Raw genomic sequence first — 24125 nt, 5'->3', positions numbered from 1 at the left:
AGGTCCGGATCTGTCGAGAAGGTGACGTCTGGAAAAGGCAGAGAAATCGACAGCAGGCATGCCCTGCCAGATCCATCATAGTGGCACGAACAACGGATGGAAGGCTCAGGAGTGGTTTGAAGTCATGCGTTTCTTCGCATGCGTGCGACACGGTCCAGAACGCATTCACCGGGAGGGCGAGGCTCCGTCCGAGCCGCTGTCCCGCGTTGTACAGATGGAGGACGACTCGAGGTTGATTTTCACATCGTCTTCTCAGGCCTGAAGGGCCGTTAACTGTCAGCCCGGGATGAAATCCGGCGTTACCTTCTCAGGAGAGCAGACGCAGCCCCTCCGCATAACGCGACAGTTGGTGTTTATGAAGTTGGGCCAGAATTTCGTCCATCCGACACTGCGAATCGCGGGCGGTGAAAATTGAGTGAATCACGGTTCCCAGGATCGTGGTCGCGACTTCAGCGACCTTCAGCGGCAATCCCGAACCCGAAAGATCTGCGTGCAGTTCTTCATCGCTGCAGCATTCTCCGAACTTCTCGTCCTGATAATGCATTTCGATGCCATTAAAATCAGGTGAAAACTGATAATCGAACGGTCCATACTGCTGCTTCTGATGAATGACCCAAAACCGGGTTCCATCGAGAGTAATACCGTAATTTGGACACGCAGCGGAGGTCATAAAGTGTCGATATCTGGGGAGATTCGGGAGGCTTCCGGTCGAAAACACCGCAAGGACGCGAGCAATTCTATACATCAACAACGGGACTTTGAGTAGATGAACATCAACTCGAATACGAATCCGGACCGATCATCCAAATGTGCCGATAAATCGCCACCCATGCATGCGTCTGCAGGAACCGACCGTGAAACGCCGAAACCCGCTTGACAAAGATTCCGGACTGTAATACTGATTGCGCAGAACCCGGTGGACAGACGGTTTGTCGGCCTGAAAAACCGCCCGGACAGACTGGTGTCAGCATCCGAACTCAGAGTCGGAAATCTTTTCTGAGGGGACTTGGTTTTTGACTTGTCGAAAATCAGGCAGATGAATAAGTTGGTGGAAGAACCTCATTGTGATGAGGTCAGTTGCGACAAGAGAGAGTGTTTCGGAAACGTTTGATTGTGCAGCGACTGAAAGACTTTTGATAAGGGAAAAGCATCACATGATTATGGCAATCGTCAAACCAGAGCAGAAGAGTCTTTCGGAAGGCCTCGAGTCAATGAAACTCGAAGATGAGGTCATTCTTCTGATGAGCCGCACGAAAAACGACATCGTTCTGGAAGACGACCACGAAATCGTCCTCGAAGACGAAGAAGAAATTGAAGAAGAAGTTGAAGACGACGAAGAAGAATTCGAAGACGAAGAGTTCGACGACGAAGAATTCGATGACGAGGACTTCGATGACGAAGACCTCGACGAAGAAGAATTCGATGATGAAGAAGAATTCGACGACGATGATCTCGATGACGATGATGATGCCGATGATTTCGACGAGTTCGTCGAAGAAGACGAAGAATACTAAGACAGAACGCCGCGCAGGCATTTTCGTCCTGCAAGGCTGATCGCAAAATTGACGGCTATCTGCGCCCCGGTGTCATTCACCTGGGGCATTTTTTTTGCCGAGTGGGGGATAGAAATTAGGAATTGGAAATTAGAAATTGGCCGATCCGCTTCGCCGGGTTGATGCTTTCTGTTCCTGTTCTGGCTAATTTCTAATTCCCAATTTCCAATTTCTATCCGAGGGAATCTCCATGACCGGTCAGTTCGAGCAAATTCAGGAAGCCGCCGCCGCCATCAGCAAAGTCTGGTCAGGCAGCCCCAGCATCGGATTGATCCTCGGCACAGGCCTGGGCGGACTCGCCAGCCAGATCGAACAGGAAGCCGTCATTCCGTACAGCGAGATTCCCTGGTTCCCCAAATCGACCGTCGAATCCCATAAGGGGCAACTCGTCTGCGGGAAACTCGCTGGCAAATCCATCGTCGCCATGGAAGGCCGCTTTCATTTTTACGAAGGCTATTCCCTCGCCCAGGTCACCTTCCCGGTTCGCGTCATGAAAGCCCTCGGCTGTCATACCCTCATTGTCACCAACGCCGCCGGTGGGATGAATCCCCAGTACTCGCTGGCCGACATCATGGTCATCGAAGACCACATCAACCTGATGCCCGATAACCCGCTGCGTGGCATCAATGATGACCGCCTCGGACCACGCTTCCCTGATATGTGCCAGCCTTACTCGAAGGAACTCATCCAGATCGCCCGAGCCGCTGCTCTGGAACTGGGAATTCCAACTCAACAAGGCGTCTTCGTTGCTGTTTCTGGTCCGAACCTGGAAACGCGTGCCGAGTACCGCATGCTCAAGCAGATCGGCGCAGACTGCGTCGGCATGTCGACCGTGCCAGAAGTCCTCGTCGCCGCCCATGCCGGCCTGAAAGTCCTGGGCTGCTCGATCGTGACCGACATGTGCCTGCCCGATCACCTCGAACCTGTCGAACTCCCCAAGATCCTGGAAGTTGCCGCCCGTGGAGGCGAACGCCTCGCCCGTCTGCTCCCCAAAGTCATCGAAAAGATGACGTAGGGTCCGCTGTGCGGACCGCCAATGGACTCCCAGTTGCGAAAACAAAGTCAGGCCACCGCTGCGAATCTTGCGGGCGGTAGGCACTAACGCGAATACGGTCCGCACAGCGGACCCTACGAAATCGTACAGTCAGCACCTTGAGCCGCTTTTCGCTGTCGTTCGCTAAGTGTCCACCTCAGCTTGTATTGCTCGCACAAACAGCATTTTTTTCTGCTATGATCAATTTTTGATCGATCAGCGTGCAGCAAATCGGATTCTCAAACGCGGTATAGGACTTGCCATCTATGCTGATCGGCAAGGTGCCCTTTCACATCCTTCGGAGACCGCATGAAATTCCAATTGACCTCACAGCTTGACTACGAAGTGAAGTTTCCCTCAACGATTATCTTCAGCGTGTGTGCTGCGGATACCCATTCGCAAATCATTGTGTCTGAAAATCTCTCGATCAGCCCCGATGTCAAATTCGACGAAATGACTTCTGACTTCAGTGGCAGCCGCTTTATCCGCGTCGAAACCGGTAAAGCACAAACGCTGACACTGAAATACGAGGCTGTTGTCGAACAACAGATCGAACTCATCCCCGTCGAGAAAATCAAATCGACTCAAATCGGCAAACTCGCCGGCGACATCGTCCCTTACCTGTTTCCCAGCCGTTATTGCCAGTCGGACCGACTCGGACGTTTCGCTGTCGATTACTTCGGTAAGCACGATACGCAGTACGAAATCGTTGTCGCGATCGCCTCGTGGATCTACGAGAACATCGAATATCTGCCCGGAACAACCGACTCCGCCACCTCGGCTTTCGATACAGTGACGCAGCGGACGGGTGTCTGTCGTGACTTCGCGCACCTGGGAATCGCCCTCTGCCGCGCGATGAGCATCCCGGCTCGTTACTTCACTGGTTACGCGCACGAACTCAACCCGCCCGACTTCCATGCCTGCTTCGAAGCCTACCTCGGCGGACGCTGGTTGATCTTCGACCCGACACGCCTGTCGCACCTCAATGGACTGGTCCGCATCGCAACAGGACGAGACGCCGCCGATACCGCCGTCGCAAGCGTCTTCGGACGCATTAACTGCACGTCGATGTCGGTCAATTGTGTCCCGGCTGAGGACGGCTACCAGCCGTTTTCCCATGAGCAACTCGAACAGCAGGCTGTCTGCCTGGAACCAGCGAGCAAAAAGAATTAGGGCAACTGACGCAACTATGTAAAGTTGTCAGCAGATAAAAATGCGAGACGGAAGTCGATCAGGGCACCCCGATTCGGCGATCCGTCTCGCTTTCGCTGCTCATCGGCCATACCATTGGATGAGAACGCAGAGTCTAAATCTGCGTCGAAATGCGTTCAGCTTTGGTTCCTACTATGCCCCGCCTTCGAGTTCACCATAAAACGGTGTATGAATACAACCGCCCAGTCGAGTTCGGCGAACACCGTCTCGTCCTGCGTCCTCGTGAAGGCTACGACCTGCACGTCGAAAAGATGAAGCTCCATATCTTCCCCGAACACCAGATCGTCTGGATGAGGGATGTGTTTGGAAATTCAATCGCCCACGTCAATTTCTTGAAGGCTTCCGAAGAACTGGTCATCGACAGTGACCTGACTTTAACCCGCCATCAATCGACTCACCCTGAAGACCAGAACCCTCCCTGGCAGATTGTTTACCCCTTCGAATACGACCCTCTCGAGCAGAATATCTCGAACGCCTACCGGAAGCGGACCTATCCAGACGACGCGCCCGCGATCAAAGCATGGCTGGACGGGCATTTCCCCGACCGCGATCACGTCGACGCCCTAAGCATCGGCTACCAACTCGGCAAGATCATCCATCAAGACATCAAGTACAACCGTCGCATGGAGAAGGGCGTCCAAACGCCGTCTCAAACATTGGAACTGAAATCGGGCTCTTGTCGCGACATGGCCACCCTGATGCTCGATGCCCTGCGCGAACTCGGCTTTGCAGCCAGATTCGTCAGTGGCTACCTGACCTGCCAGGCCTCCGAAGCGGGCAGGGCGTCGATGCACGCCTGGATCGAATTTTACCTCCCCAAATTCGGCTGGCGAGGCTTCGACCCCACTATCGGCGAACCGACGTCCATCAAGCACATCGTCGTCGGCGTCAGCGACCACCCCCGCGGCGTCATGCCCGTCTCAGGCAGCTTCCACGGCACCTCGATCGACTTCGTCCAGATGAGCGCCAACGTCCGCATCGAATCGACACCGGAAGAAATGTCCTACAGTGAATGATCACTGAGGCCGGTCGAAAGATGTTTCCGTATCACTGACTTGACCATCTCTTCGATTCGCCAGCTTCTGATAGACCCCCTGGGCAACCCATAGCTGACCATTGACGGTATCGGGCTTCGATTCAATGTCTTCTTTCATGAATCGAACGGCACCATCGGCGAAAAGAACATTCATACCCCCCGGATGCTGGCTGGAGAAGCTGGCAAGCGTTGTGTTGTACTCATTGTTGTAAGCACAGTCTGTTACAGCATCGTTTGCCTGTGCATTGGAGCGCACGCCCGGCCAGATCCCCGCCCCGTTCTGCACACCACGCTCGCCGACCATGAAGGTGTTGCTGGTGCCATCGGTAATGTCGGCGAAGCGGACTTTGCTGCACCAGAAAAACAGCCCATTGGGGATTTTTTGTTCGACTTGAATGGCACCGGCCCAGTTCACGGCTTCATCCGAAGGAGCCAACAGCGAGACGGGGGAAGAGCCATAGCTGCCTGAATAATTGGAGACGCCGTAGCTTCCTCGCATCGTATTGATCTCCGATGTTCGATCGAATGGGCATTGAAACGTCGGAATGCCTAATTGAACCAACTTTTCAACAGAGTGATCCTCGTAGGCTTTTTTGGCGTCCAGGATTGGTAACACGCACTGACCCATCGGAGTGTCCAAATTATCGTAGAGCGCAGGTTGCTCGACGAAGGGGAGAATCATCGTCATCCAGCCGAATCCTCCGTCGGAATTGGGAAGGTCTGTTTTCGTGATCCAACCAGGCGGAAATGTGTTGTATGTATCGTGATAGTTGTGGAGTGCGATGCCGATCATTTTCATATTGTTGACACAGGATGACCGGGCGGCCTGTTGACGTGCATTCTGCATGGCGGGCAAGGCAATGCTTGTCAGGACGACCGCGACGAAGACAACAACCAGCAGTTCCAGACGCTGAAAGGCAGAACGTATTGGAAGATGATTCATGATCACTCCAGAAATGCAGGACTTGAAACGAACGGAATGCAGCAAAAAAAGGCTATCGAAACGATTGAGGAGTGAATCGCCAAGTCGTTCCCATCTTCTCCATGGGAAGCGTTTTTGTGTTGCTGCTCACGCCAGGTTGGTTCTTCATCTGTTCTTGAATCGCGGCTCTCATCGGTTTAGCAGAATCTGCCAGGCGCCAGTTTCCTTCGACGAGTTCGAGCACGATTTCCCGTTTACGTTCAGGCTCAGGAAACGGGAGCTTGGGATTGGGAATCGTGAAGATGGCTTTCTTGCCATCGTCTTCCAGTTTGGGTTCCAGCTTTAAGATCTGTTCGAGATCAGCAACAGGGATTTTCCAGACCATCTGGAGATTGGTGATCGTCTTATTTGTCGGGACAGCGACGCGGATCGGAACTTGCGTGTTTCTGGATTTTTCGTAGCGATCCCAGCCCACGCCTTCCCAATACGCGACCTCGGAAAGTGGTAGAAACGACTTCCCGAATCGAACCGCATCTTTCGCTTTGGCAGGTTCAGTTTCAAGTGGCTGAAGGTCAGCGATCGCTTTCCCAATCGCAGCCTTCAGATCGTTTCCATAACCAATGGATGAATCCTTCAACGCCGGAAAGGCCTTCAACGTAATCGGCTTAACCTCTTCCGCTGTTAACTCCACCGTCAATGTTGCTGTCAAATTATTCGGCCCAAACTTGACCTTCGCATCCTTGAAGATCGCCACTTCTTTGATGAAGGCGTCCATATCCTGTTTCGGGGCTTTGTTGAGGAGTTCATAATAGTCCTTCCGATTTCGCAGGACTCGAAACTGATCCACCGGCATGTAACGCACGAAGAACTCACTGTAGTTCTTCTCCTCCAGAAACTTCACCGCAGCCGCCAGATCATCGCGCAACGCCTTCTCGGCTGCGACCGCCGTGTCATCGTCAGCCGCTTTCTGTGCAACTGCGAATCCAACGACCACTCTTTCCTGAGCATGCAAAGAAGGCGTGAGCAGGATCAATCCCAGCAGTACCCAAGCGGCCAAGTTCATGGACAACATTCCTTCCAAACGCACGAATTCCACAACGATAACATAAGAACACCGAAACGCCTCTGCCAGTCGAATTGTTAAATAGTCTGTGGACCAGCAAAACCACATACGCATTAGCAGGTTTTTAAGTGTCAAAGGGATGTGACCAGAAACCGTCAGGAACTGAATCTTTGTGATTGCATTTTCGAGAGTGTTGGAGTGCAATAGCAGCGTTTCTGAATTCAGCGCCTCGCCGTTACTCGACGTCAATAAAGGTCACTGTCGATGGAAGAGACCAGATCTCGCAAAGCTCCGCCAAAAACTGGACCCTCGCTTCCTCCTCGATTGAGCTCCGCGAATCGAACTGCTCGCAAAAAGGAGAAGGAAGTCGTCGAAGAAACGTCTGCTCCGATCCCGGTGAGAAGACCGACGCGTGGAAAAGCAAAATCGCGCAAAGCCGCGTCCATGTCAGCGGGTTCCAAGATTGTCTGGATCCTCTCCGGCTTTTTCGGCGGCATCATCGGCGGTGTGATCTGGGGGGCAATCGCGTACTTCACGGGATACGAAATTGGCTATGTCGCAGTCGGCGTGGGTGCACTCGTCGGGATTTGCGTGCGATCGCAGGCCGGAAGCCATGCCGGCTTTGAAACCGGAATGGGATCAGCCGTCATCACAATCACCTGCGTCCTGCTGGCTCAATATTTCTCACTGGCATTGATGGCGACCAAACACATCCAAAACACGATCATCGCCAATCCCCAAAAAGTGGAGTCTCCAGATTTCGCCGACATGGTCAATGTCTTTGCTTATAAACTCGCCGCAGAAAAAGAGCAGGCTGGCACCAAACTGATCTGGCCTCAAATCGCCGACGACAAGCTCGCCAATACCCCGCCCGAAGAACTGTTTCCTGCCGGGATCTATGCAGAAGCAAAAACCAAATGGAACGTGAAATCCTTGCCGGAAAAAGAAAAGCTGATTGCCGAAGAGTACGAAGCACGTAAACAGGCCGTCGGGACTGCTCTAGTCGAAAATGGGACGTTCATGCACATCGCCTCGAACCTGAATCTGTTCGAAGTCCTCGGCCCAATGAGCTACCTCTTCATCGGCATCGCCGCCGTCACCGCCTTCCGCATGGGCGGGGGTATGGAGTAGATGCCAGCCTTCAAGTTCATGTCTTGTTCGAAACGTAGGGTGCTGGTGAGGCTCCGCGAACCGCACCAAATGTGGTGCCGAATCTCGTTTAGTTAGGACTCCAAGACTCACCATCAGCCTACAGTGAATGAGACGACCTCGTCCATCAAATTTAGTCGACAGTTAGGTCCTGTAATGAGATCAATCCTGTTCGGTATCGTTTTTCTGGTCTTCATCTCAGGCGTTGTTGAAGCACAAGTCTGGACACCTCCGGAGAATCCAGATCCTCACGCGATTTTGAACGAAGCTCGTGATGATGCCAAGGCACGTCGATTTGAAATCGCGCTCGCCAAACATGTATGGTACTTTGAAAATGCGATTAAACACCGACCGTCTCAGCGGGGTGTCCGTCGCTCTTTTGCTATTAGTGACTGGCACAAACTTGCGATGGATTATGAACCAGCGTATTTGGCGCTGCTCGAGAAGCGGGATCAGGCCAGAGAGAGTGTGACGTCATCAGAAGATTTTGTTGAGTCATTTCTTGATATGGCGTCGATTAACAATGAATTGAAGAATGATGAATTGACTGTCGAAGTTTTTCAGGAGGCTGAGAAGAAAAATCGAGAGCAAGCAAGACGTATCTTTTTCGTTGCTCGCGAGGCGTTGACTCGACAACGCGAATATAAAACCGTCAGTTTCTACCTTGATAACCCGACTCAGGATCTGGAAAAAGCGATTGAGCGCTACAAGATGCGGTTGGAGACAATGAATCGTCCAGAGTTGCAGCGCGTGGCTAACAATGAAAAACTTGTTGAAATGATGACCCAGAGAGCGAACAAGCACTTAATCAATCAAACGGCAACCCTCGTTGCAATTCTTGCAGTCAATGAGCGCCATGAAGAGGCCGAGAAGATTGCGAAAACTGCCAAGGAGAAATTTGAACTCCCCGAACTGCATCGAGCAGTGGATGATGCGGTAGTTGGAATGTTTCCGGAAACAGAGACGGAATAAAGGAGTGGCATTCCGATGAATAGACGATTTTTCGCTTTCATCTTTGTGTTGTTTGCTTATTCATATTCTTGTTTGGCAGAAGACTGGACGCCGCCGGAGAATCCAGTTCCAAAAGAGATTCTTGAGGAAGCCCGAAAAGATGCCAAAGCACATCGGTATCGATTCGCGCTCGTCAAGCATCAGTGGTTAGTCGATAACGCCCTCGAATATCAACCCTCACTCAAAGGCCTTCGGGTCAATGCGCTTGACGAATGGCACAAACTGGCAACCGTGTATGAGCCAGCCCACAAAGCACTGCTCGAAAAACGTGATCAGTCCAGAGAACTCGTCTCGACGTCCGACAATGTCGTCGAAGCATTTCTGATCATGGCAACCATCAACGACAAGCTGAAAGAGCCTGTATTAACGGTCCGCGTGTTTCATGAGGTGGAAGAAAAGTCTCCGGAGCAAGCTCGCCAGATTTTCGGGATTGCCCGTCAGGAACTGACCCTATTGGGGGAGTACAAAATAGTCAGCCAATATCTCGAAGATCCGGTCAAAGACCTAGAGAGGAAATTCGAGTTACATAAAACAATTCTAGATCTTGGTAATATTCCGCAAGTTCAAGGACATCGTTTCGCTTCAGAATATAGGGAAGCCGTCAGCAAGAGCGCAAATCGATTCTTAGTCAGAGATGTCGCCACGCTCGTCGCGATTCTTGCTGTCAATGATCGCCACGAGGAGGCCGAGTTGGTCGTGAAGACGACCCGGGAGAGGTATCCCCATTTTTCAGAACTACAAAGTGCGCTGGATAAAGCATTAATTGGTGAGTTTCCAAAAAAAGAGCCGCCGTCGAATCACTGATACCTCCCCGGCGTCTCCCCAATATCCACAATACTGCACGCAATAATCGGCTCGATCCCCTGTTCGTAAGCCGCTTTCACCAGCTCATCTGACTCCGCGCCTGGATTAAACCAGACTTCCTTCGCATTCGCCGCCTGAATGTCCGGCAGCATTTTGATCCCAATCGGCGGCGGCAGGTACACCGAAATCCGGTCCAGTGATTTGACCGGCAGGTCAGCCAGCGTTTTGTAGGCTTTCAAGCCCTCAATTTCCGTCTCTTTCGGGTTAATCGGATAGACGGTATAGCCTTGCGCCAAGTGGGCACGCACCGATTTGTTGCCGAATTTATGGCGATCCGACGAAGCACCAAGAATCGCGACCGTCGGTTTTGCGTTTTCGGAGGGTTCTGTCATGGCTTGCGTCCTGATATAATTCTTGCCGCTGGTATTCATACTTGATCGGGGATTCCACTTCCCGAAGAATGCACTGGTCCGAAACGACCAGTGTACCACCCAGTATCAGCAGTTCGTATTCAGAAGACAAGAATTGGCAAATGTCGCGCCGAAACGATGACAACCGCCATTGAAGAATAGACGTCGATGAGCACAGAGATTTCAACAACGGGACAAAGCGTCCGGTATGCCAACGGCTTCAGCGCCGAGACGGACCCCGTCAAAGCCGCCGAAGCGATCAGCCAGGAGATCGTTTCCCGGTTCAAGTCGACCCCGGTCCATGTGACGATGGTCTTTGCAACCGTCGACCGCTTTGCAGGCATGGGGACCTTCCTGCATCACCTCCAGGAGAACCTCAAGTCAGAGATTCTCCTCGGCTGTACGGCGGAGACGCTGATCTATCAGGACCGCGAACTCGAAGGACAGTCCGGCATTGTCGTCTGGTCAGCCTCACTCCCAGGCAGTGTCCTCGAAGCCTTTCATCTCGAGTTCAGCAAGACCAGCGAAGGCATCCTCTGCGAAGGCTTTCCAGAACACGCAACGGGCGACCTCACCGGCGCCTCCATCTTCCTGTTATGTGACCCGTTCACAACGCCTCAAGACATCGTCATCAACGAACTCGCGGAACGCTTCCCCGGCGTCCCCGTTTACGGCGGCATGGCCAGCGGCTTCGAACGTCCACAGGAAAGCCAGATCGTCTATCAAGGCCAGGTGTTCGATTACGGCGCCGTCGGCGTCCTCATCAAACAGGGCCCGATGATCCGCTCACTGGTCTCTCAAGGCTGTCGTCCGATCGGCCAGCCGTATGTCATCACCAAAGGCAACCGCAATCTCATCGCGTCTGTCGGCGGACATCCCGTTATCGAGAAACTGAACGAGACCGTCGAACTCCTCGGCGACGACGACCGCGAACTCCTCCGTTACGGCTTATTCATGGGCGTCGTCATGAATGAGTATCAGGAAAGTTTCGGCTACGGCGACTTCCTCATCATGAATGTCCTCGGCGTCGACGAAGAAAGCGGACAGATGGCCGTCGGCGGTCGCATCCGCACTGGCCAGACAGTCCAGTTCCACCTGCGAGACGCCAACAGCGCCGACGAAGACTTCAAAGGCCTCATCCGCAAAGACCAGGCCGCCCACGGCAACGGCGTCCACGGCGGACTCCTCTTCAGCTGCAACGGCCGAGGCACCCGCCTCTTCCCCAGCCCCAACCACGACGCCAGCCTCATCAACAGCGAATACCAAAACCCCGTCGTCGCCGGCTTCTTCGCCCAGGGCGAACTCGGCCCGGTCGGGAAGAAAAACTTCCTGCACGGGTTCACAGCTAGTGTGGCGCTGTTTGAGTGAGTCAACGAGACTGGAACGCAGAGTTCGCAGAGTGGAGCAGAGAACGCTGAGAATTCCAATAGGATTTCATCAGTGCACATTGTTATTATCAGTGAGCGAAATTTTGCTGTTTTGGGTAGTGAATCATGATAACTCGCATTCCAGTTCAAGAGGCAGGGAATAGGTTGCAGGAGATCTTTGCAGGACTCAGTCCTGGAGATGAAGCACTGATTATTGATGCGCAGTCGACTGTGATAGGGCGTTTTCTTCCTCCCACTTCCTCCACCTCAAGCCAGTCTTCAGTTGAAAATCCGCAACGCACGGAGGCTTGGAAGAAAAGTTTGGAGTGGCTCTCATCACAGAAAATACAGACTCACGGTGAGCTCAACATTGATCGAGGGACATTTTACGAGTGAATCGCTGCTTGATTGATACGAACGTGATGCTTCGAGTTGTCACTGACAATGACCAGAGTGTTGTTGCGAAATCCGCAGTCGACGATCTCAGTAAGAATGGATTCACCCTCGTCGTCGTTCCTCAATGCATCTATGAATTTTATGTGGTTGCGACTCGTCCCTTAGCCAATAATGGTCTTGGACTCACGCCCGGAGTGATGCCTTCCTTTATGGAAAGCATCTTAACCCTCGCAGAGCTTCTTCCCGATACCTCAGAGATTTATAAGAATTGGCTAGAACTTGTGTTTGCTCACACCATCTCCGGCAAACCATCCCACGATGCACGTCTCGTCGCCGCGATGAAAACACATGGCATCACTCATTTAATGACATTTAACGTGACCGACTTCACTCGGTTCGGAACGAGATTACAGTCATTGATCCTGCATCAACGATCGCATAGGCTTTGAATTCTCCGCGACCCCCGCTCCCCTCCGCGCCCTCTGCGTTCCAACCTCTCTTAAAGCGTAACAATGCCAGCCTTCCAACTCGTCTCCGAATTTAAGCCCTCCGGCGACCAGCCACAGGCGATCGCAAAACTCGTCGAGGGGATTAACGAAGGCAAGAAGGAACAGGTTCTCCTCGGCGTCACCGGGTCGGGCAAGACCTTCACGATGGCCAACGTTATCCAGCAGACCCAGCGTCCCACGCTCGTCCTCGCCCACAACAAAACCCTCGCCGCCCAGCTGTATGGCGAGTTCCGCGAGTTCTTCCCGAACAACGCCGTCACGTACTTCGTCAGCTACTACGACTATTACCAGCCCGAAGCCTACATCCCCCAGCGCGATATCTACATCGAAAAAGACTCCTCGATCAACGAAGAGATCGACCGCCTGCGCCTCCTCGCGACCTCGGCACTCGTGAGTCGTCGAGACGTCATCGTCGTCGCCTCCGTCAGCTGCATCTATGGCCTTGGCTCCCCCAAAGACTACCTCGACATGATGGTCCCGCTGCAGGTCGGCCAGACAATTGACCGCGACAAGATGCTGCTCAAGTTCATCGACATCCAGTACGAACGCAACGACTACGAACTCGCCCGCTCCCGCTTCCGTGTCCGCGGCGACGTCGTCGAAGTCTGGCCAGCCTACGAAGAGTTCGCCTACCGCATCGAAATGTGGGGCGATGAAATCGAAAGCCTGACCATCATCAACCCGACCACCGGCGAGTCCTCCAAATCTCTCAAAGACATCTACATTTACCCCGCCAAGCTGTACGTCGTCCCGCAAAGCAAAATCGACGCTGCCATCGCAGACATCGAAACCGAACTAAGAGAACAACTCCAGAAGTTCCAGTCCGAGGGGAAACTCCTCGAAGCCCAGCGACTCATGGCCCGCACACGCCACGACCTCGAACTACTCAAAGAAGTCGGCTTCTGCCCAGGCATCGAAAACTACTCACGCGCCCTCGCACAACGCAAACCCGGCGAACCACCATATACGCTGTACGACTTCTTCCCCGATGACTTCCTGATGTTCATCGACGAGTCGCACGTCATGGTCCCGCAGGTTCGCGCCATGTACGCAGGCGACCTCGCCCGAAAATCAACCCTCGTCGACCACGGCTTCCGCCTGCCGATGGCGCTCGATAACCGCCCGATGAAGTTCGACGAGTGGAACGCCAAACGCAACGTGACCGTCTTCGTCTCTGCAACCCCCGCCAACTGGGAACTCGATCGCACGCAAGGCGAAGTCGTCGAACAAGTCATCCGCCCCACCGGCCTCGTCGACCCGATCATTCACATCCATCCCGCCCGCGGCCAGACTGCCCACCTGCTCAACGCGATCAAAGAACGCAGTCAGAAAGGGGAACGAGTCCTCATCACGACGCTCACCAAACGCCTCGCCGAAGACCTGACCGCCTACCTCATCGAAGAGGGAGTCAAATGCCAGTGGCTGCATTCAGAACTCGATGCCATCGAGCGCGTCGAGATCCTGCGTGAACTCCGCGAAAAAACCTTCGACGCCCTCGTCGGCGTCAATCTCCTGCGCGAAGGTCTCGACCTCCCCGAAGTCTCCTTGATGGCGATCCTTGATGCCGACAAGGAAGGCTTCCTCCGCAGCGAAACCTCGCTCATCCAGATGATCGGCCGCTCCGCGCGAAACGTCAACGCGGAGGTCATCATGTACGCCGACACCGTCACCGAGAGCATGCAGAAAGCCATCGACGAAACCAACCGCCGTCGCGCGATTCAGATCGAGTACAACACCAAACACGGCATCACCCCCGAAACGATCAAGAAGGCCATCAAACGCGGCATCGAAGAAGAAATCAAGGCCCGCAAAGTCGTCCAGGAAGTCTCCGGCGTCGGCGACGAAGCCAAGTTCGTCACCCAGGAGCAAATCCAGGAACTCCAGGCCCAGATGCTCCAGGCCGCCGAGAATCTCGAATTCGAAAAAGCCGCCAACCTCCGCGACCAGATCGCCAAACTCAAACAAAACCTCGGCCAACCCATCACCGCCGCCGAAGAAGCCGGCTTCGCCAAAAAAGGCGGCCTACGCGGCGCCCGCACCAAAAAAGGAAAGGGCGGTTCAAGACGAGGCAAACGCTAGTCTTGTCCCTTCTCCCCCGGGGAGAAGGTGGCCGAGTCTTCGAGGTCGGATGAGGGACCTCTGCATGCCTTCGAAGATCGTGAAAGCTTAAAAAGCTTGCTTCCTATTGCCTGTCTATGGAGAAGGTGCCCGAAGAGCGGATGAGGGTGGGCGCTAGGCAGGCATTCGCGTTCCTATCCAAAACCCACATCAGCCATTCTCTTCACATCCCCAACCGCCCACGAATCCCTACCGGCAATTCATAAACCTTCTCCACTGGCAACAACCGCTTCGCTCTTGCATACTCGCCATCAAGCTTCAATCGATAAATCTTCGCCGTCAGCTCCGTCACATCGTCAATCTTCTGAATCCAGCTCTCCACATACTCATGAATCAGATGACGACTGATTCCGACCTGAATTGATCGATGCTCCAGCTTCTGTCCTCGAATCGATCGCTCCGGATCCCATTGCACATGCACCTGAGCCGCTTCGAACTCGCTGCGCCACCTATCAATCGAACGATGCACCGGGGGATGAAAGGAAGTCAGAGTCGCCAGACTCAACGCCTTCTCCCAACCAGCTCTTGAGATCCGAATCGCGAGAATCCGATTCTGATTCGCCTTCGTGCCCCAGCCACTCCGTTCCATCATCCACAGATACGACGGCTTGACCCATGTCATCCGGTTCAACGAAAACGGAGCCACAAACCGACCCGCCTTGAGCGCAGCATCCGCAATCGCATCATTGTAAGCCTGATAAACAACAATCGTCTCACGATCAAACGACGCACGTACTTCGTGATACTCTGCCATACTTTTCTCTCTTTTTGTGCACATGACAAATCGAGAGTCGATGGGGTTCACGGTCCTGTTCTGTGAGATTCGATTAATTGATTCTCAGTGCTCCAGTTGTGTTTTGCGATCATCCGGGATTTCGTCGAGCAGCAACCCAACTTGTCGGTTATGGCCCGAAAAGCCAACCACGTACGCTTCAACTGGATCACCCAGTTTGTAGCGTGAGTCGGGTAATTGGCCTCTTGATAATTTCATGTCCGGTACGAGAAGTAATCCGGGAACGCTCGTTCCGAGATTGATAAAGACACCAAAGTGTGCGATGCCAACGATATCACCGCAAACACGGTCACCTATACTCAATGTCTCGCAAACGATCTTCCAATCATCATCACTCGGTTTTAGGAATGAATCGAAATTCTCTATTGTTTTCCACATTCATTGGTTTTAACTGACGGACTCTTTCACCGCTACTTCACCCCCTTCGCCTGCTTCCCCAGATGCACCCCCCGCACATCCATGAGCGCCGCCTTCGCAATCTTCCTCGGCTCAATCCGCACCTGATACTCTCCCGCCTCGGTCACCTCAATCATCCCCAGATGCACCCAGCGAAAATTCTGAAAATGCCCCGTCTCCGCTGGGTCAAACGCGATCTCTCCCTTCACGACATCTCCTTGTCGCAGTGACAGCGCAGCCTCGCTCCCTCCTTGTCCTGTCCCCAGCCCCTGCAGCACCGCAACCGCATACTGCCCCGGCTCAGCAATCGTCACCGACCACTCCACATAATCCTTCGACCCCGTCCAATACCCCACCGTATTCTTAAACCACTGCGGCTCATATCGCAGCTTCTCCCCAAAGGTTTTCGCGAAACACGCAGGCAGCATCAACGTCCCATCAGCCGCCGGTTGAATCGATTCCAGCTCGCTCAACAACACCGGCTCGCCATCCAACACCACCTCAATCACATCTCCCTGGGCAGCCTCGTTCCACGTCCAGACCCAATGATCAATCTCCGGCGTCAACTTCAACTCCCGCTTCGGATGCCCCTTCCACCCCATCGACTTCAGCGGCGCACACAGCCGGGGAATCGAAAGCTTCTTCTCTCCCATTGCTTTCGACCCAGGAGCCAGCAGCAGCGTTTTGCCCTGCCCATAAACCGCAACATCCTCACTCGATAACGACTCGATCTTCGTCGCCTCCTTCGATAGCTCCTGGGCAACCAGCGATACGCCAGTAAACTGGCAAGCCAGCAGAATCACACAGAACCTACCCATCAAAGTCGTCATCGTAATTCTCCTCGAGTGTCGAATATCTTTGCCTTGAAGGGAGCCGCATTTCGTCCCTTCTCCCTTGAGGGGAGCGGCTTTATGTCCCTTCTCCCTTGAGGGGAGAAGGTGCCCGAAGGGCGGATGAGGGTGAGCGCTAGGCATCTAACGACTCACAATGTGGCTTGAAATCACCAGGAAACAGTTCTCTCTTCCGAAGAACCTAATCGATCATCATTCTAAGTCCACCATCCCCAAATGTCTCTATCGATGACCGCCCTCAAATCGATAGTTCTCCCGACGTCGACGATCAACTTTGCGGGTTTTGACCGTCTGTACCCTGTCGAGCATTGCATAACGATCCAAATCCTGAAAGATGGAATGGCGCTCACAAGAAATTCCCCCAGAGAATCTTCCTTTCCCCTCCCATGTCGACCTCCCGCACCGGCTTCACCCTCATTGAACTCCTGGTGGTCATTGCCATCATCGCGACGCTTGTCGCTCTCCTGCTCCCCGCCGTCCAGCGCGCCCGTGAGTCAGCTCGTAGCCTCACCTGCAAAAACCAGCTGAAGCAACTCGGCCTCGCTCTGCACAACTATCACGACACCCATAGAATCCTCCCCAAAGGCAACTTCGAAAAAGTGCCGAGCTTCAGTGGCACAGGCGACGGCGATGGCAACCGCTCCTGGAACGGCTTCTCCGCCCACGCCATGCTCCTCCCGTACCTCGAACAGAGCGCGATCTACGACCAGCTCAACTTCAACGTCAACGTCGTGACAACTCCCAACAACGAAGTCCGCCAACAGACGATCCCCGCCTTCCTCTGCCCCTCCGACCAGCACGACATCAGCAACGGCTCCGGTCGAGACGCAGGCCCCGGAAACAACTACGTCTTCTGCACAGGCCCGTCCGTCTGGTGGTTCCAACCCGGCAGCAACGCCAATACTCCCTGGCCCCCAACATCACTCCCCGATCTCGAACATCAGGTCGGCCTCTTCAACTATCGCAAAACCGTCCGCTTCCAAGACGTCACCGACGGCCTGAGCAACACCCTTGCCGCGTCTGAACTCATCAAAGCCGATGGCAACATCACGACCTACAACACCACCAACTGGCCATACTCCATCGGCGACCTCGTCCGCACCGGCACACTCCCTCCCGCGATGCCCAAATCGTTCCCGTCACGAACCCACATCGACGAATGGGGCCAAAGCTGCAAAGACACCATCGGCGTCTCCACCATACGCCCCCTCGGCGACATCGGCGTCAACTGGATCCGCGGCGACCTCGGCCAAACCCTCTTCAACACCCTCGACGTCCCCAATTCCAACAACCCCAACTGCGCGAACTGCAACTCCTCCTGCAGCCGCATCACCGCCGAAGCCAACATCCCCGCCCGCAGCCACCACGCCGGCGGCGTCAACACCCTCCTCGCCGACGGCCACACCCGCTTCATCTCCAACACCATCGACTTCACCCTCTGGCAAAGACTCGGCGACAGAAACGACGGCCAGGTGCTCGGGGAGTTCTAGGTTTGTCCCCCCCAATGGGACGTGCCTTCTGCCTGTCCCACTGCTGAATACCTCACCATGGAACCCCGCTCCCCCTCCCGCTATCATGAACCCGTCCACCCCACACGGAGATTCCCATGCCCCAATCATCCCGCATCGTCCTCATCACTGGCGCCTCCTCCGGCCTCGGCCGCGCCATGGTCCAGCGCTTCCTCCACGACGGCCACCACGTCGTCGGCGTCGCCCGTCGCGAAGACGAACTCAAGAAACTCCAGTCCGAATCCGCTGACCGCTTCGCCTACATCGCCGGCGACGCCTCCAATGAAGAAATCATCAACCAGGCCTTCGACCTTGCGACGAAACAATTCGGACGCCCCGCGGACCTCGTCGTCGCCAACGCCGGTCGTGGCCTCGGCGGCTCCGTCGCGACTGCAGACCTCGCTGAGTTCGAAGCCATGGTCCAGATCAACCTCACCGGTGCCTTGCGCTTGATGCAGAAAGCCGCGAAGGTCATGCTCGCTGATCTCGAAACTCGCCCCTTCCCACAACACCCCCACGACATCATCGCCATCGGTTCCGTCGTCGGCCGCAACGTCTCCCCCTTCTCAGCAATCTACGGCTCCACCAAGTTCGCCGTGCACGCCCTGACGGAAGGCCTCCGTCGCGAAGTCGGTCCGAAGGGCATCCGCGTCAGCCTGATCGAACCTGGCATCGTCATCAGCGGCTTCCAGGAAGGAGCAGGCTATAGCGACGAAACCGTCAAACGCTTCCACGACAACTGGGGCCCGCTCCCCGACCCCGAACACGTCGCCGACACCATCGCCTACCTCACCAGCCTCCCCCCCCACGTCCACGCCAACGAAATCATGCTCCGCCCAACCAAGCAGGATTACCCGTAGGGAGTTTTGCCACAGAGTTCACCGAGGATAGACTGACAAATTGGATTCTTATACGCGTAGACGATTTGCGTACATAGCTTGCCGGGAGGGATTTGCATGTGTAAATTTGTTGTGTATTGATTGCTCATTGAGGATTTTCATCATGGCTAAAGACTTACCACCACGTCGTCAGAATTCTGCTGTTGGCAAAACGGCTGCTCGCCCTTCACAGTCAAAGAAGTCTTCCAAGCCGCAAAAGAGTAATCCGGTTCCTTTCGTTGTTGGTGGCGTCGCTGTCGTGATCGCGATCTGTGTCGGCGTTTTCTGGATAACCAGTTCCAGTTCTTCCAGCGTTGAGAAATCGCCAGTCGAGGCGATTATTTCGAGTGAAGCATCACCATCTGACCCAGAGCAGGCTTCACCATCTGTTGAGCCTCAAAATGTTGTTTCCACGCAAAGCAATCAGAATGTTTCAGTCGAGCCTTCGGGTGATAGCACGACCGACGTCACTCCAGTCACCCAAGTGCCGATGACTGCTGCAGCAATGCCGACAGCCAGTTCACCTACATCTGAAACCCAGGTCGTTGCTGAAAAATCGGGACAGACAGACGCTTTTCAGCCGACGGAAGAAGTCAATGAGATCATCAGTGCATTGAACGGGCTGAAGGTCTACCAGATTTCTATTTTTGGCAGCCTGGAAGATCTCAGGACTGATGAGGATGTCAGTTCCACATTCGAAGAGTTTACGACCGACATGACGGATATACAGCGCCGTGCTTTGATGGTGGAACCAATTTCTAGTGAGAAATTGATTACCAGGATGTCATTCCTGCCGGGTTTCTGTGAGCAATACCGAACGGATTTCACACCAGATAAACAGCAAAAAAAAATAGCGGCTTCAGTTCACCATCTTTCTGAATCATCTCTCAAAGCAATCGATGGGTTTTTAAAAGGCTATCCATCAAAAGAGGGCTTCGTTCTCGATTCGATCAGTATCCAACCGAAAACCTTCTTTCATGGTTATGAGCAGCAAGATGAATATTTCCAAACTCTTCAAAGCCAGGGGCGACAATTTGCCATCGGCATGAGTCAGGATGACAAAGAGATGTCATTGAATGCACTGAAAAAGTTGGATTCAATATTCGTCGCAACGACATCCTCGCCATTGAAAGCGAAGTCACTATCGGAAACGCTTTCTGCTGGTATTGCGATGGTCGAAGCCTCAAATGGTTACCTCAATTACTTCCAGAGTGAAATATCACGCCTGGACGAAGATGATTCACGAAGCGCTCTGAGCGACGTCGTCAACGCGTTTTCAGACCATATCGACAGCTTCAAAAATAGCCTGAAAGAATCCAAGAAACTTCCGGAAGCCGATCAGACGTATGTCAAGCTGCTTGATGAAGTCATCCAGATGGAAGAAGAGATGATTCGTTACGTCCAGTCGATTCCCGGCAATTCTGATTCCAAGACAGTTGAAAATAAACTCGATGATCTTCGCGTGAAAAGTCTCAATTTTCAGCGTCGTGTTTTGCAAATAGAGCCTGGTAGAAGCGGATTGTTGAACGAGATCTGGACCAAGCCCTTTTATGCTCATGACAAGCAGATGAGGCAAATAAGGGGTGCTTTCGACAAAAAGATGAAATCATTACCTCCTGCATTGGCCAGAACGATCAGCCGCAAACTCGCGAGGTTCGATGGATGGAAGTTTCTAAACTCTGCTGCTTCTCAAGACTGGCTTCTTCAAGAGAAATATGATGTTACAGGTTTCATTTCCTATGAAAACAACTTGCGACAGGTAAGCTCATCGTTTGCAAAATCGCTTGATGAGAAAAACTACGACAAGGCTATGGAGGCAATACGAGAACTCGATCCAATTTTTAGTCGCGTTCTCCTCCGCGAAAGCAGACTCAAGATTGAACAAGAGCCAGACTTGAAACGAATTTGTGAGGTCGCAATTCCATTCAGCTACTATTTTGAAGATGAGATCACTCGAATAGAGGATGAGAAATTAAAGTCGGCGATGCGACTTGCTCTCAATGAATTCTCGGGGCATATTTTTGATGTCATCAATCAAGAGAAATCGGGAAGCGGATTTTGAATTTTTAACTCAGCATGTTTTCTAAATGCTTCTAAGCTGTTGATCTCATGTCTGTTTCCTAAGGCTAATCTGCTCCAACCCATCTTCGTCCTCTCCAGGCTATGTGTAGTAAGTTCTCTCTTCAATGCTCGGCACCAACCTCACCCTCGCCGCCAACCTCCTCCGCAACGATCAGGTCGTCGCGATGCCCACCGAGACCGTCTACGGCCTCGCCGGCAACGCCATGTCCTCGACCGCGGTCGCACGCATCTTCGAAGCCAAAAACCGCCCCCTGTTTGACCCGCTCATCGTCCATATCGCCGACATCGCTCAAGTCGACCAGCTCGCCACCAGCGTCTCCCCAACCGCCCGCAAACTCATGACCGCCTTCTGGCCCGGCCCCCTGACGATCCTGCTCCCCAAACAAGACACCGTCCCCGACCTCGTCACCTCCAGCCTCCCCGAAGTCGGCCTGCGCATGCCCAATCACCCGCTCGCCCTCGAACTCATTCGAACCGCCGGCGTCCCCGTCGCAGCCCCCAGTGCCAACCTCTTCGGCCGCATCAGCCCCACGACCGCGCAACACGTCGAAGACCAACTCGGCGACCGCATCGACTACATCCTCGACGGCGGCCCCTGCCAAGTCGGCGTCGAATCCACCATCATCCGTGCCCACGACGACAAGATCGAAGTCCTCCGCTTCGGCGGCATCACCATCGAAGACCTCCACCAAGCCACCGGCCTCCCCGTCATCACCGCCACCCGCACCATCGACGAATCAACCGGCCAACCCATGTCCGCCCCCGGCATGCTGACCAGCCACTACGCCCCCCTGACGCCTTTGGTTATTGCGGACCCGGAAATATTGGAAGGTCTTGTCCGCATGAACCCTGTCGGAATCGGCTTGCTTCTCAGCGAGCATCTTTGCGTTCGGTATCCCGACACAATCATGGTCGAATGCCTGAGCGAAACCGGCAACCTCGTCGAAATGGCCGCCAACTTCTTCGCCGCTCTACGCCGCCTCGACTCTCATAATCTGATAGCCATCTACGCGACACCTTTTCCTGATCGAGGACTAGGACGTGCACTAAACGACCGTCTTGAACGTGCCGCCGCCAAAACGACAGGGATTTGAATCACCCTGGAAAGGCATCTAGAGATATTTGAGCATCTCAATCATCTCGACTCTCTGATCACACTGCGATAAAATGGCAGCAGGAGACAACCATGGTCATCGAAATCCAAATCGACGAAGCACAAACCCGCCTCAAAGAACTCGTCAACAACCTCGGCCCGGACGACGAAGTCCGCCTTCTCGACCACGCCCGTGTGATCGGTCGTATTACGTCAGGAGGTGCCAAATCGACGTTTGATCCTCAATCTGGCGATGAATTCCGACAGTGGCTCGAAGAGTTTTCGAGTCGTCATCGCGGAGTGGGGGGAAGAGTCGATGACACCCGTGAAAGTATCTACGACTGACCGAAATGTAGGGTGCCGGTGAGTCTTCGAACCGCACCAAATCGCGTCCAGAAATGCTCAACCCTTCGAGACCACATCCGGTTCGTGAATACACACAAAACACGAATAGATAATCAAACCTCCTCACTGCAAAAACTCCACCACCTCCCCGCTCTTCGCATTCTGATAACTCACCTCATCCACCAGATCCTCCCCCGCATTCAACAGCCGAATCCGATCTCCCGAATTCCCCAGCAGCAGCTTTGACCCCGTCGCCCGCGACAAATCAATCCGCAGCGTCTCGCCCACTTTGATCGCACCGCTGAGCTCTTTCTTGCCATCTTGCTTATCGCGCAGCGTCCACCGCTCCAGGTCGACAGGCTGATCAGAGATGTTCTTGATCTCCACCCATTCCCCCGTTTCATCATCCCCCTCAGGATTCGGCAGCCCCTTCGTAATCACGACCGGCCCTTCCCTCGAAACCACCGGCGAGACATCACTCGGCTGTGCATACCCCAGCAGCACCGGGTAAAACGTCCTCACATGCGGCCCCCGCTGCCCGTTCGATTTGACGCTCGCATGCAGGACCAGATCAAACGTCGAACCATCGATCGTCGTCCGACGCCGATCATTCGACAACAACCCCTTCTGCAGTTCGAAGAACGCCACCGTCCCCATCGCGAGTTCGCACTCCGGACTCATCCCGACAAAGACCCCACCTTTTTCTTTATAAAGCTGCACACTCGGATGAGGCCCCGTCCCATCGGGATCAACATCCCAGATCATCCGCAACGTGATGACACACGGGTTCGCAGGCAGCCGCTCCGCAGGCAGGTCGTACTTGTGACCCAGGTAATTGACGAACCCCTTCTTCTCATGACGCGCGAACTGGATCCAGCTGTGATACCCGGTCACCTCCCCCTTGGTCGCAGTCCCATTGTCCGGATACTGCCCCTCACCGACAAACACATGCTCAAACCCCGAACACCCCTCCGTCGCACGTCCGCCATAGTGATTCGTATAAGTCTCAAACCAGATCTCCATCAGCTTCTTACGAAAATCCTCGCGAGACAAACTGACCGACAGATTGTTTGACACATAATGAAACGCCACCTTCATGGGACGCGACCCCATCACCTTGTCCAGAAACGCATCGATCTCCGCTCGCTCCGCTTTTGTCGTCGTCTCCTCCTCCCCTGATCGAATCGCATAGTTATCGAGCAGGGCGATGAAGTCAGGATAAATCCCCGTTGTCAGCTTCGAATCATTCAGATAGCGAAACAGCCCCCTCGGAGCCGCATCATTCCCGCGACCGCCACTCGCCTCGCCCTGTTCATCCAGCAGAATGTCCGAAATCGCCCCCACGGACATCTCATTCGAAAACCGCCTCACCGTCATTCCCTGCTCATCACAATCCTTCAACCGCTGATAAATATTCTCCGACGTCACCCCCACCAGATCATCCGCAACCGCAACACCCACCACAAACCAACCCACAACCACCGCAGCCAGTAATCCCCGCCCCAACATCAAAAAATCCCCCTTCAACGATACAAAAAACACTGTCCACACAAACCCATCATAACAAAAACGTCGAAATGTGTACAAATGTATTTT

23 protein-coding genes are annotated in these 24125 nt (G+C 53.9%); 15 read left to right on the top strand and 8 right to left on the bottom strand.

Annotation, left to right across the window (positions count from 1 at the left end; genetic code table 11):
• Positions 1-307 precede the first annotated feature (307 nt).
• Complete coding sequence (locus tag SH248x_RS13315; RefSeq protein ID WP_459554772.1) at positions 308-745, bottom strand: hypothetical protein; 438 nt, start codon at positions 743-745, stop codon at positions 308-310.
• Between the two features lie 409 nt (positions 746-1154).
• Between SH248x_RS13315 and SH248x_RS13310 the strand changes: the two genes are divergently transcribed.
• The 4 genes from SH248x_RS13310 to SH248x_RS13295 all read left to right on the top strand — a co-directional run bounded on the left by SH248x_RS13310 (position 1155) and on the right by SH248x_RS13295 (position 4814).
• Positions 1155-1514, top strand: coding sequence for a hypothetical protein (locus SH248x_RS13310; RefSeq protein WP_459554771.1), 360 nt, complete (start codon positions 1155-1157; stop codon positions 1512-1514).
• 229 nt (positions 1515-1743) lie between these two features.
• A complete protein-coding gene (locus SH248x_RS13305; protein WP_459554770.1) occupies positions 1744-2568 on the top strand; it encodes a purine-nucleoside phosphorylase in 825 nt (274 codons plus the stop codon).
• A gap of 327 nt (positions 2569-2895) precedes the next feature.
• Positions 2896-3759 carry a transglutaminase-like domain-containing protein gene (locus SH248x_RS13300; protein WP_459554769.1) on the top strand — a complete coding sequence of 288 codons (864 nt, stop codon included), beginning with the start codon at positions 2896-2898 and terminating at the stop codon, positions 3757-3759.
• A gap of 173 nt (positions 3760-3932) precedes the next feature.
• Complete coding sequence (locus SH248x_RS13295) at positions 3933-4814, top strand: transglutaminase family protein (protein ID WP_459554768.1); 882 nt, start codon at positions 3933-3935, stop codon at positions 4812-4814.
• Here SH248x_RS13295 and SH248x_RS13290 read toward each other — a convergent pair whose 3' ends face one another.
• Together SH248x_RS13290 and SH248x_RS13285 are read right to left on the bottom strand one after the other, a co-directional pair.
• Entirely contained in the window at positions 4815-5777 is a 963-nt protein-coding gene (locus SH248x_RS13290; protein WP_459554767.1) for a DUF1559 domain-containing protein, read from the bottom strand.
• Between the two features lie 52 nt (positions 5778-5829).
• Positions 5830-6819, bottom strand: a complete 990-nt coding sequence (locus SH248x_RS13285; RefSeq protein WP_459554766.1) for a hypothetical protein — start codon at positions 6817-6819, stop codon at positions 5830-5832.
• A gap of 264 nt (positions 6820-7083) precedes the next feature.
• On the opposite strand from SH248x_RS13285, the gene SH248x_RS13280 reads away from it, so the two are divergent.
• The 3 genes from SH248x_RS13280 (at position 7084) to SH248x_RS13270 (ending at position 9783) form a co-directional block, all read left to right on the top strand.
• Positions 7084-7950, top strand: a complete 867-nt coding sequence (locus tag SH248x_RS13280; RefSeq protein WP_459554765.1) for a hypothetical protein — start codon at positions 7084-7086, stop codon at positions 7948-7950.
• Between the two features lie 174 nt (positions 7951-8124).
• The gene (locus SH248x_RS13275; protein WP_459554764.1) at positions 8125-8940 is read left to right on the top strand and encodes a hypothetical protein; all 816 of its coding nucleotides are present in this window, start codon (positions 8125-8127) and stop codon (positions 8938-8940) included.
• Between the two features lie 15 nt (positions 8941-8955).
• Positions 8956-9783: a hypothetical protein gene (locus SH248x_RS13270; RefSeq protein WP_459554763.1), complete on the top strand. Its 828-nt coding sequence runs from the start codon at positions 8956-8958 to the stop codon at positions 9781-9783.
• Here SH248x_RS13270 and SH248x_RS13265 read toward each other — a convergent pair.
• Positions 9777-10175 (bottom strand): CoA-binding protein, encoded by a 399-nt coding sequence (locus SH248x_RS13265; RefSeq protein WP_459554762.1) that lies wholly within the window; start codon positions 10173-10175, stop codon positions 9777-9779. The genes SH248x_RS13270 and SH248x_RS13265 overlap by 7 nt on opposite strands.
• A gap of 186 nt (positions 10176-10361) precedes the next feature.
• Between SH248x_RS13265 and SH248x_RS13260 the strand changes: the two genes are divergently transcribed.
• The 3 genes from SH248x_RS13260 to uvrB all read left to right on the top strand — a co-directional run bounded on the left by SH248x_RS13260 (position 10362) and on the right by uvrB (position 14544).
• Complete coding sequence (locus SH248x_RS13260; protein ID WP_459554761.1) at positions 10362-11561, top strand: FIST signal transduction protein; 1200 nt, start codon at positions 10362-10364, stop codon at positions 11559-11561.
• 403 nt (positions 11562-11964) lie between these two features.
• On the top strand, positions 11965-12405 hold the full coding sequence (locus SH248x_RS13255) for a type II toxin-antitoxin system VapC family toxin (RefSeq protein WP_459554760.1): 441 nt from the start codon (positions 11965-11967) through the stop codon (positions 12403-12405).
• A gap of 63 nt (positions 12406-12468) precedes the next feature.
• Positions 12469-14544, top strand: coding sequence for an excinuclease ABC subunit UvrB (uvrB, locus tag SH248x_RS13250; protein WP_459554759.1), 2076 nt, complete (start codon positions 12469-12471; stop codon positions 14542-14544).
• A gap of 202 nt (positions 14545-14746) precedes the next feature.
• Here the strand turns inward: uvrB and SH248x_RS13245 are convergent, their stop codons facing one another.
• The 3 genes from SH248x_RS13245 to SH248x_RS13235 form a co-directional block, all read right to left on the bottom strand.
• Complete coding sequence (locus SH248x_RS13245; RefSeq protein WP_459554758.1) at positions 14747-15337, bottom strand: DUF4291 domain-containing protein; 591 nt, start codon at positions 15335-15337, stop codon at positions 14747-14749.
• An 84-nt stretch (positions 15338-15421) separates the two neighbouring features.
• The gene (locus SH248x_RS13240; protein WP_459554757.1) at positions 15422-15754 is read right to left on the bottom strand and encodes a S1 RNA-binding domain-containing protein; all 333 of its coding nucleotides are present in this window, start codon (positions 15752-15754) and stop codon (positions 15422-15424) included.
• Positions 15755-15786: 32 nt separating this feature from the next.
• Entirely contained in the window at positions 15787-16602 is an 816-nt protein-coding gene (locus tag SH248x_RS13235) for a carbohydrate-binding protein (RefSeq protein ID WP_459554756.1), read from the bottom strand.
• 407 nt (positions 16603-17009) lie between these two features.
• Here SH248x_RS13235 and SH248x_RS13230 point away from each other — a divergent pair, with 407 nt between their 5' ends.
• The 5 genes from SH248x_RS13230 to SH248x_RS13210 all read left to right on the top strand — a co-directional run bounded on the left by SH248x_RS13230 (position 17010) and on the right by SH248x_RS13210 (position 22529).
• Positions 17010-18113, top strand: a complete 1104-nt coding sequence (locus tag SH248x_RS13230; RefSeq protein ID WP_459554755.1) for a DUF1559 family PulG-like putative transporter — start codon at positions 17010-17012, stop codon at positions 18111-18113.
• Positions 18114-18229: 116 nt separating this feature from the next.
• Complete coding sequence (locus tag SH248x_RS13225; RefSeq protein WP_459554754.1) at positions 18230-18991, top strand: SDR family oxidoreductase; 762 nt, start codon at positions 18230-18232, stop codon at positions 18989-18991.
• Positions 18992-19133: 142 nt separating this feature from the next.
• Positions 19134-21071: a hypothetical protein gene (locus SH248x_RS13220; RefSeq protein WP_459554753.1), complete on the top strand. Its 1938-nt coding sequence runs from the start codon at positions 19134-19136 to the stop codon at positions 21069-21071.
• Positions 21072-21195: 124 nt separating this feature from the next.
• Positions 21196-22185: an L-threonylcarbamoyladenylate synthase gene (locus SH248x_RS13215; protein WP_459554752.1), complete on the top strand. Its 990-nt coding sequence runs from the start codon at positions 21196-21198 to the stop codon at positions 22183-22185.
• Positions 22186-22277: 92 nt separating this feature from the next.
• A complete protein-coding gene (locus SH248x_RS13210) occupies positions 22278-22529 on the top strand; it encodes a hypothetical protein (RefSeq protein ID WP_459554751.1) in 252 nt (83 codons plus the stop codon).
• Between the two features lie 123 nt (positions 22530-22652).
• Here the strand turns inward: SH248x_RS13210 and SH248x_RS13205 are convergent, their stop codons facing one another.
• Positions 22653-24038 carry a lamin tail domain-containing protein gene (locus SH248x_RS13205; RefSeq protein WP_459554750.1) on the bottom strand — a complete coding sequence of 462 codons (1386 nt, stop codon included), beginning with the start codon at positions 24036-24038 and terminating at the stop codon, positions 22653-22655.
• Positions 24039-24125: the final 87 nt, after the last annotated feature.

Source organism: Lacunimicrobium album (assembly GCF_052161635.1).
Classification (GTDB): Bacteria; Planctomycetota; Planctomycetia; order Planctomycetales; family Planctomycetaceae; genus SXPC01.
This window is presented reverse-complemented; position numbering and strand designations above follow the sequence as displayed.

What these genes read in the sequence shown, in the direction of transcription:
- SH248x_RS13315 (WP_459554772.1), bottom strand. Translation starts at nt 745, where the DNA reads ATGTATAGAATTGCTCGCGTCCTTGCGGTGTTTTCGACCGGAAGCCTC.
- SH248x_RS13285 (WP_459554766.1), bottom strand. Translation starts at nt 6,819, where the DNA reads ATGAACTTGGCCGCTTGGGTACTGCTGGGATTGATCCTGCTCACGCCT.
- SH248x_RS13260 (WP_459554761.1), top strand. Translation starts at nt 10,362, where the DNA reads ATGAGCACAGAGATTTCAACAACGGGACAAAGCGTCCGGTATGCCAAC.
- SH248x_RS13265 (WP_459554762.1), bottom strand. Translation starts at nt 10,175, where the DNA reads ATGACAGAACCCTCCGAAAACGCAAAACCGACGGTCGCGATTCTTGGT.
- SH248x_RS13280 (WP_459554765.1), top strand. Translation starts at nt 7,084, where the DNA reads ATGGAAGAGACCAGATCTCGCAAAGCTCCGCCAAAAACTGGACCCTCG.
- SH248x_RS13290 (WP_459554767.1), bottom strand. Translation starts at nt 5,777, where the DNA reads ATGAATCATCTTCCAATACGTTCTGCCTTTCAGCGTCTGGAACTGCTG.
- SH248x_RS13235 (WP_459554756.1), bottom strand. Translation starts at nt 16,602, where the DNA reads ATGACGACTTTGATGGGTAGGTTCTGTGTGATTCTGCTGGCTTGCCAG.
- SH248x_RS13210 (WP_459554751.1), top strand. Translation starts at nt 22,278, where the DNA reads ATGGTCATCGAAATCCAAATCGACGAAGCACAAACCCGCCTCAAAGAA.
- SH248x_RS13230 (WP_459554755.1), top strand. Translation starts at nt 17,010, where the DNA reads ATGTCGACCTCCCGCACCGGCTTCACCCTCATTGAACTCCTGGTGGTC.
- SH248x_RS13245 (WP_459554758.1), bottom strand. Translation starts at nt 15,337, where the DNA reads ATGGCAGAGTATCACGAAGTACGTGCGTCGTTTGATCGTGAGACGATT.
- SH248x_RS13305 (WP_459554770.1), top strand. Translation starts at nt 1,744, where the DNA reads ATGACCGGTCAGTTCGAGCAAATTCAGGAAGCCGCCGCCGCCATCAGC.
- SH248x_RS13205 (WP_459554750.1), bottom strand. Translation starts at nt 24,038, where the DNA reads ATGTTGGGGCGGGGATTACTGGCTGCGGTGGTTGTGGGTTGGTTTGTG.
- SH248x_RS13300 (WP_459554769.1), top strand. Translation starts at nt 2,896, where the DNA reads ATGAAATTCCAATTGACCTCACAGCTTGACTACGAAGTGAAGTTTCCC.
- SH248x_RS13240 (WP_459554757.1), bottom strand. Translation starts at nt 15,754, where the DNA reads ATGTGGAAAACAATAGAGAATTTCGATTCATTCCTAAAACCGAGTGAT.
- SH248x_RS13215 (WP_459554752.1), top strand. Translation starts at nt 21,196, where the DNA reads ATGCTCGGCACCAACCTCACCCTCGCCGCCAACCTCCTCCGCAACGAT.
- SH248x_RS13225 (WP_459554754.1), top strand. Translation starts at nt 18,230, where the DNA reads ATGCCCCAATCATCCCGCATCGTCCTCATCACTGGCGCCTCCTCCGGC.
- SH248x_RS13275 (WP_459554764.1), top strand. Translation starts at nt 8,125, where the DNA reads ATGAGATCAATCCTGTTCGGTATCGTTTTTCTGGTCTTCATCTCAGGC.
- SH248x_RS13270 (WP_459554763.1), top strand. Translation starts at nt 8,956, where the DNA reads ATGAATAGACGATTTTTCGCTTTCATCTTTGTGTTGTTTGCTTATTCA.
- SH248x_RS13295 (WP_459554768.1), top strand. Translation starts at nt 3,933, where the DNA reads ATGCCCCGCCTTCGAGTTCACCATAAAACGGTGTATGAATACAACCGC.
- SH248x_RS13310 (WP_459554771.1), top strand. Translation starts at nt 1,155, where the DNA reads ATGATTATGGCAATCGTCAAACCAGAGCAGAAGAGTCTTTCGGAAGGC.
- SH248x_RS13220 (WP_459554753.1), top strand. Translation starts at nt 19,134, where the DNA reads ATGGCTAAAGACTTACCACCACGTCGTCAGAATTCTGCTGTTGGCAAA.
- uvrB (WP_459554759.1), top strand. Translation starts at nt 12,469, where the DNA reads ATGCCAGCCTTCCAACTCGTCTCCGAATTTAAGCCCTCCGGCGACCAG.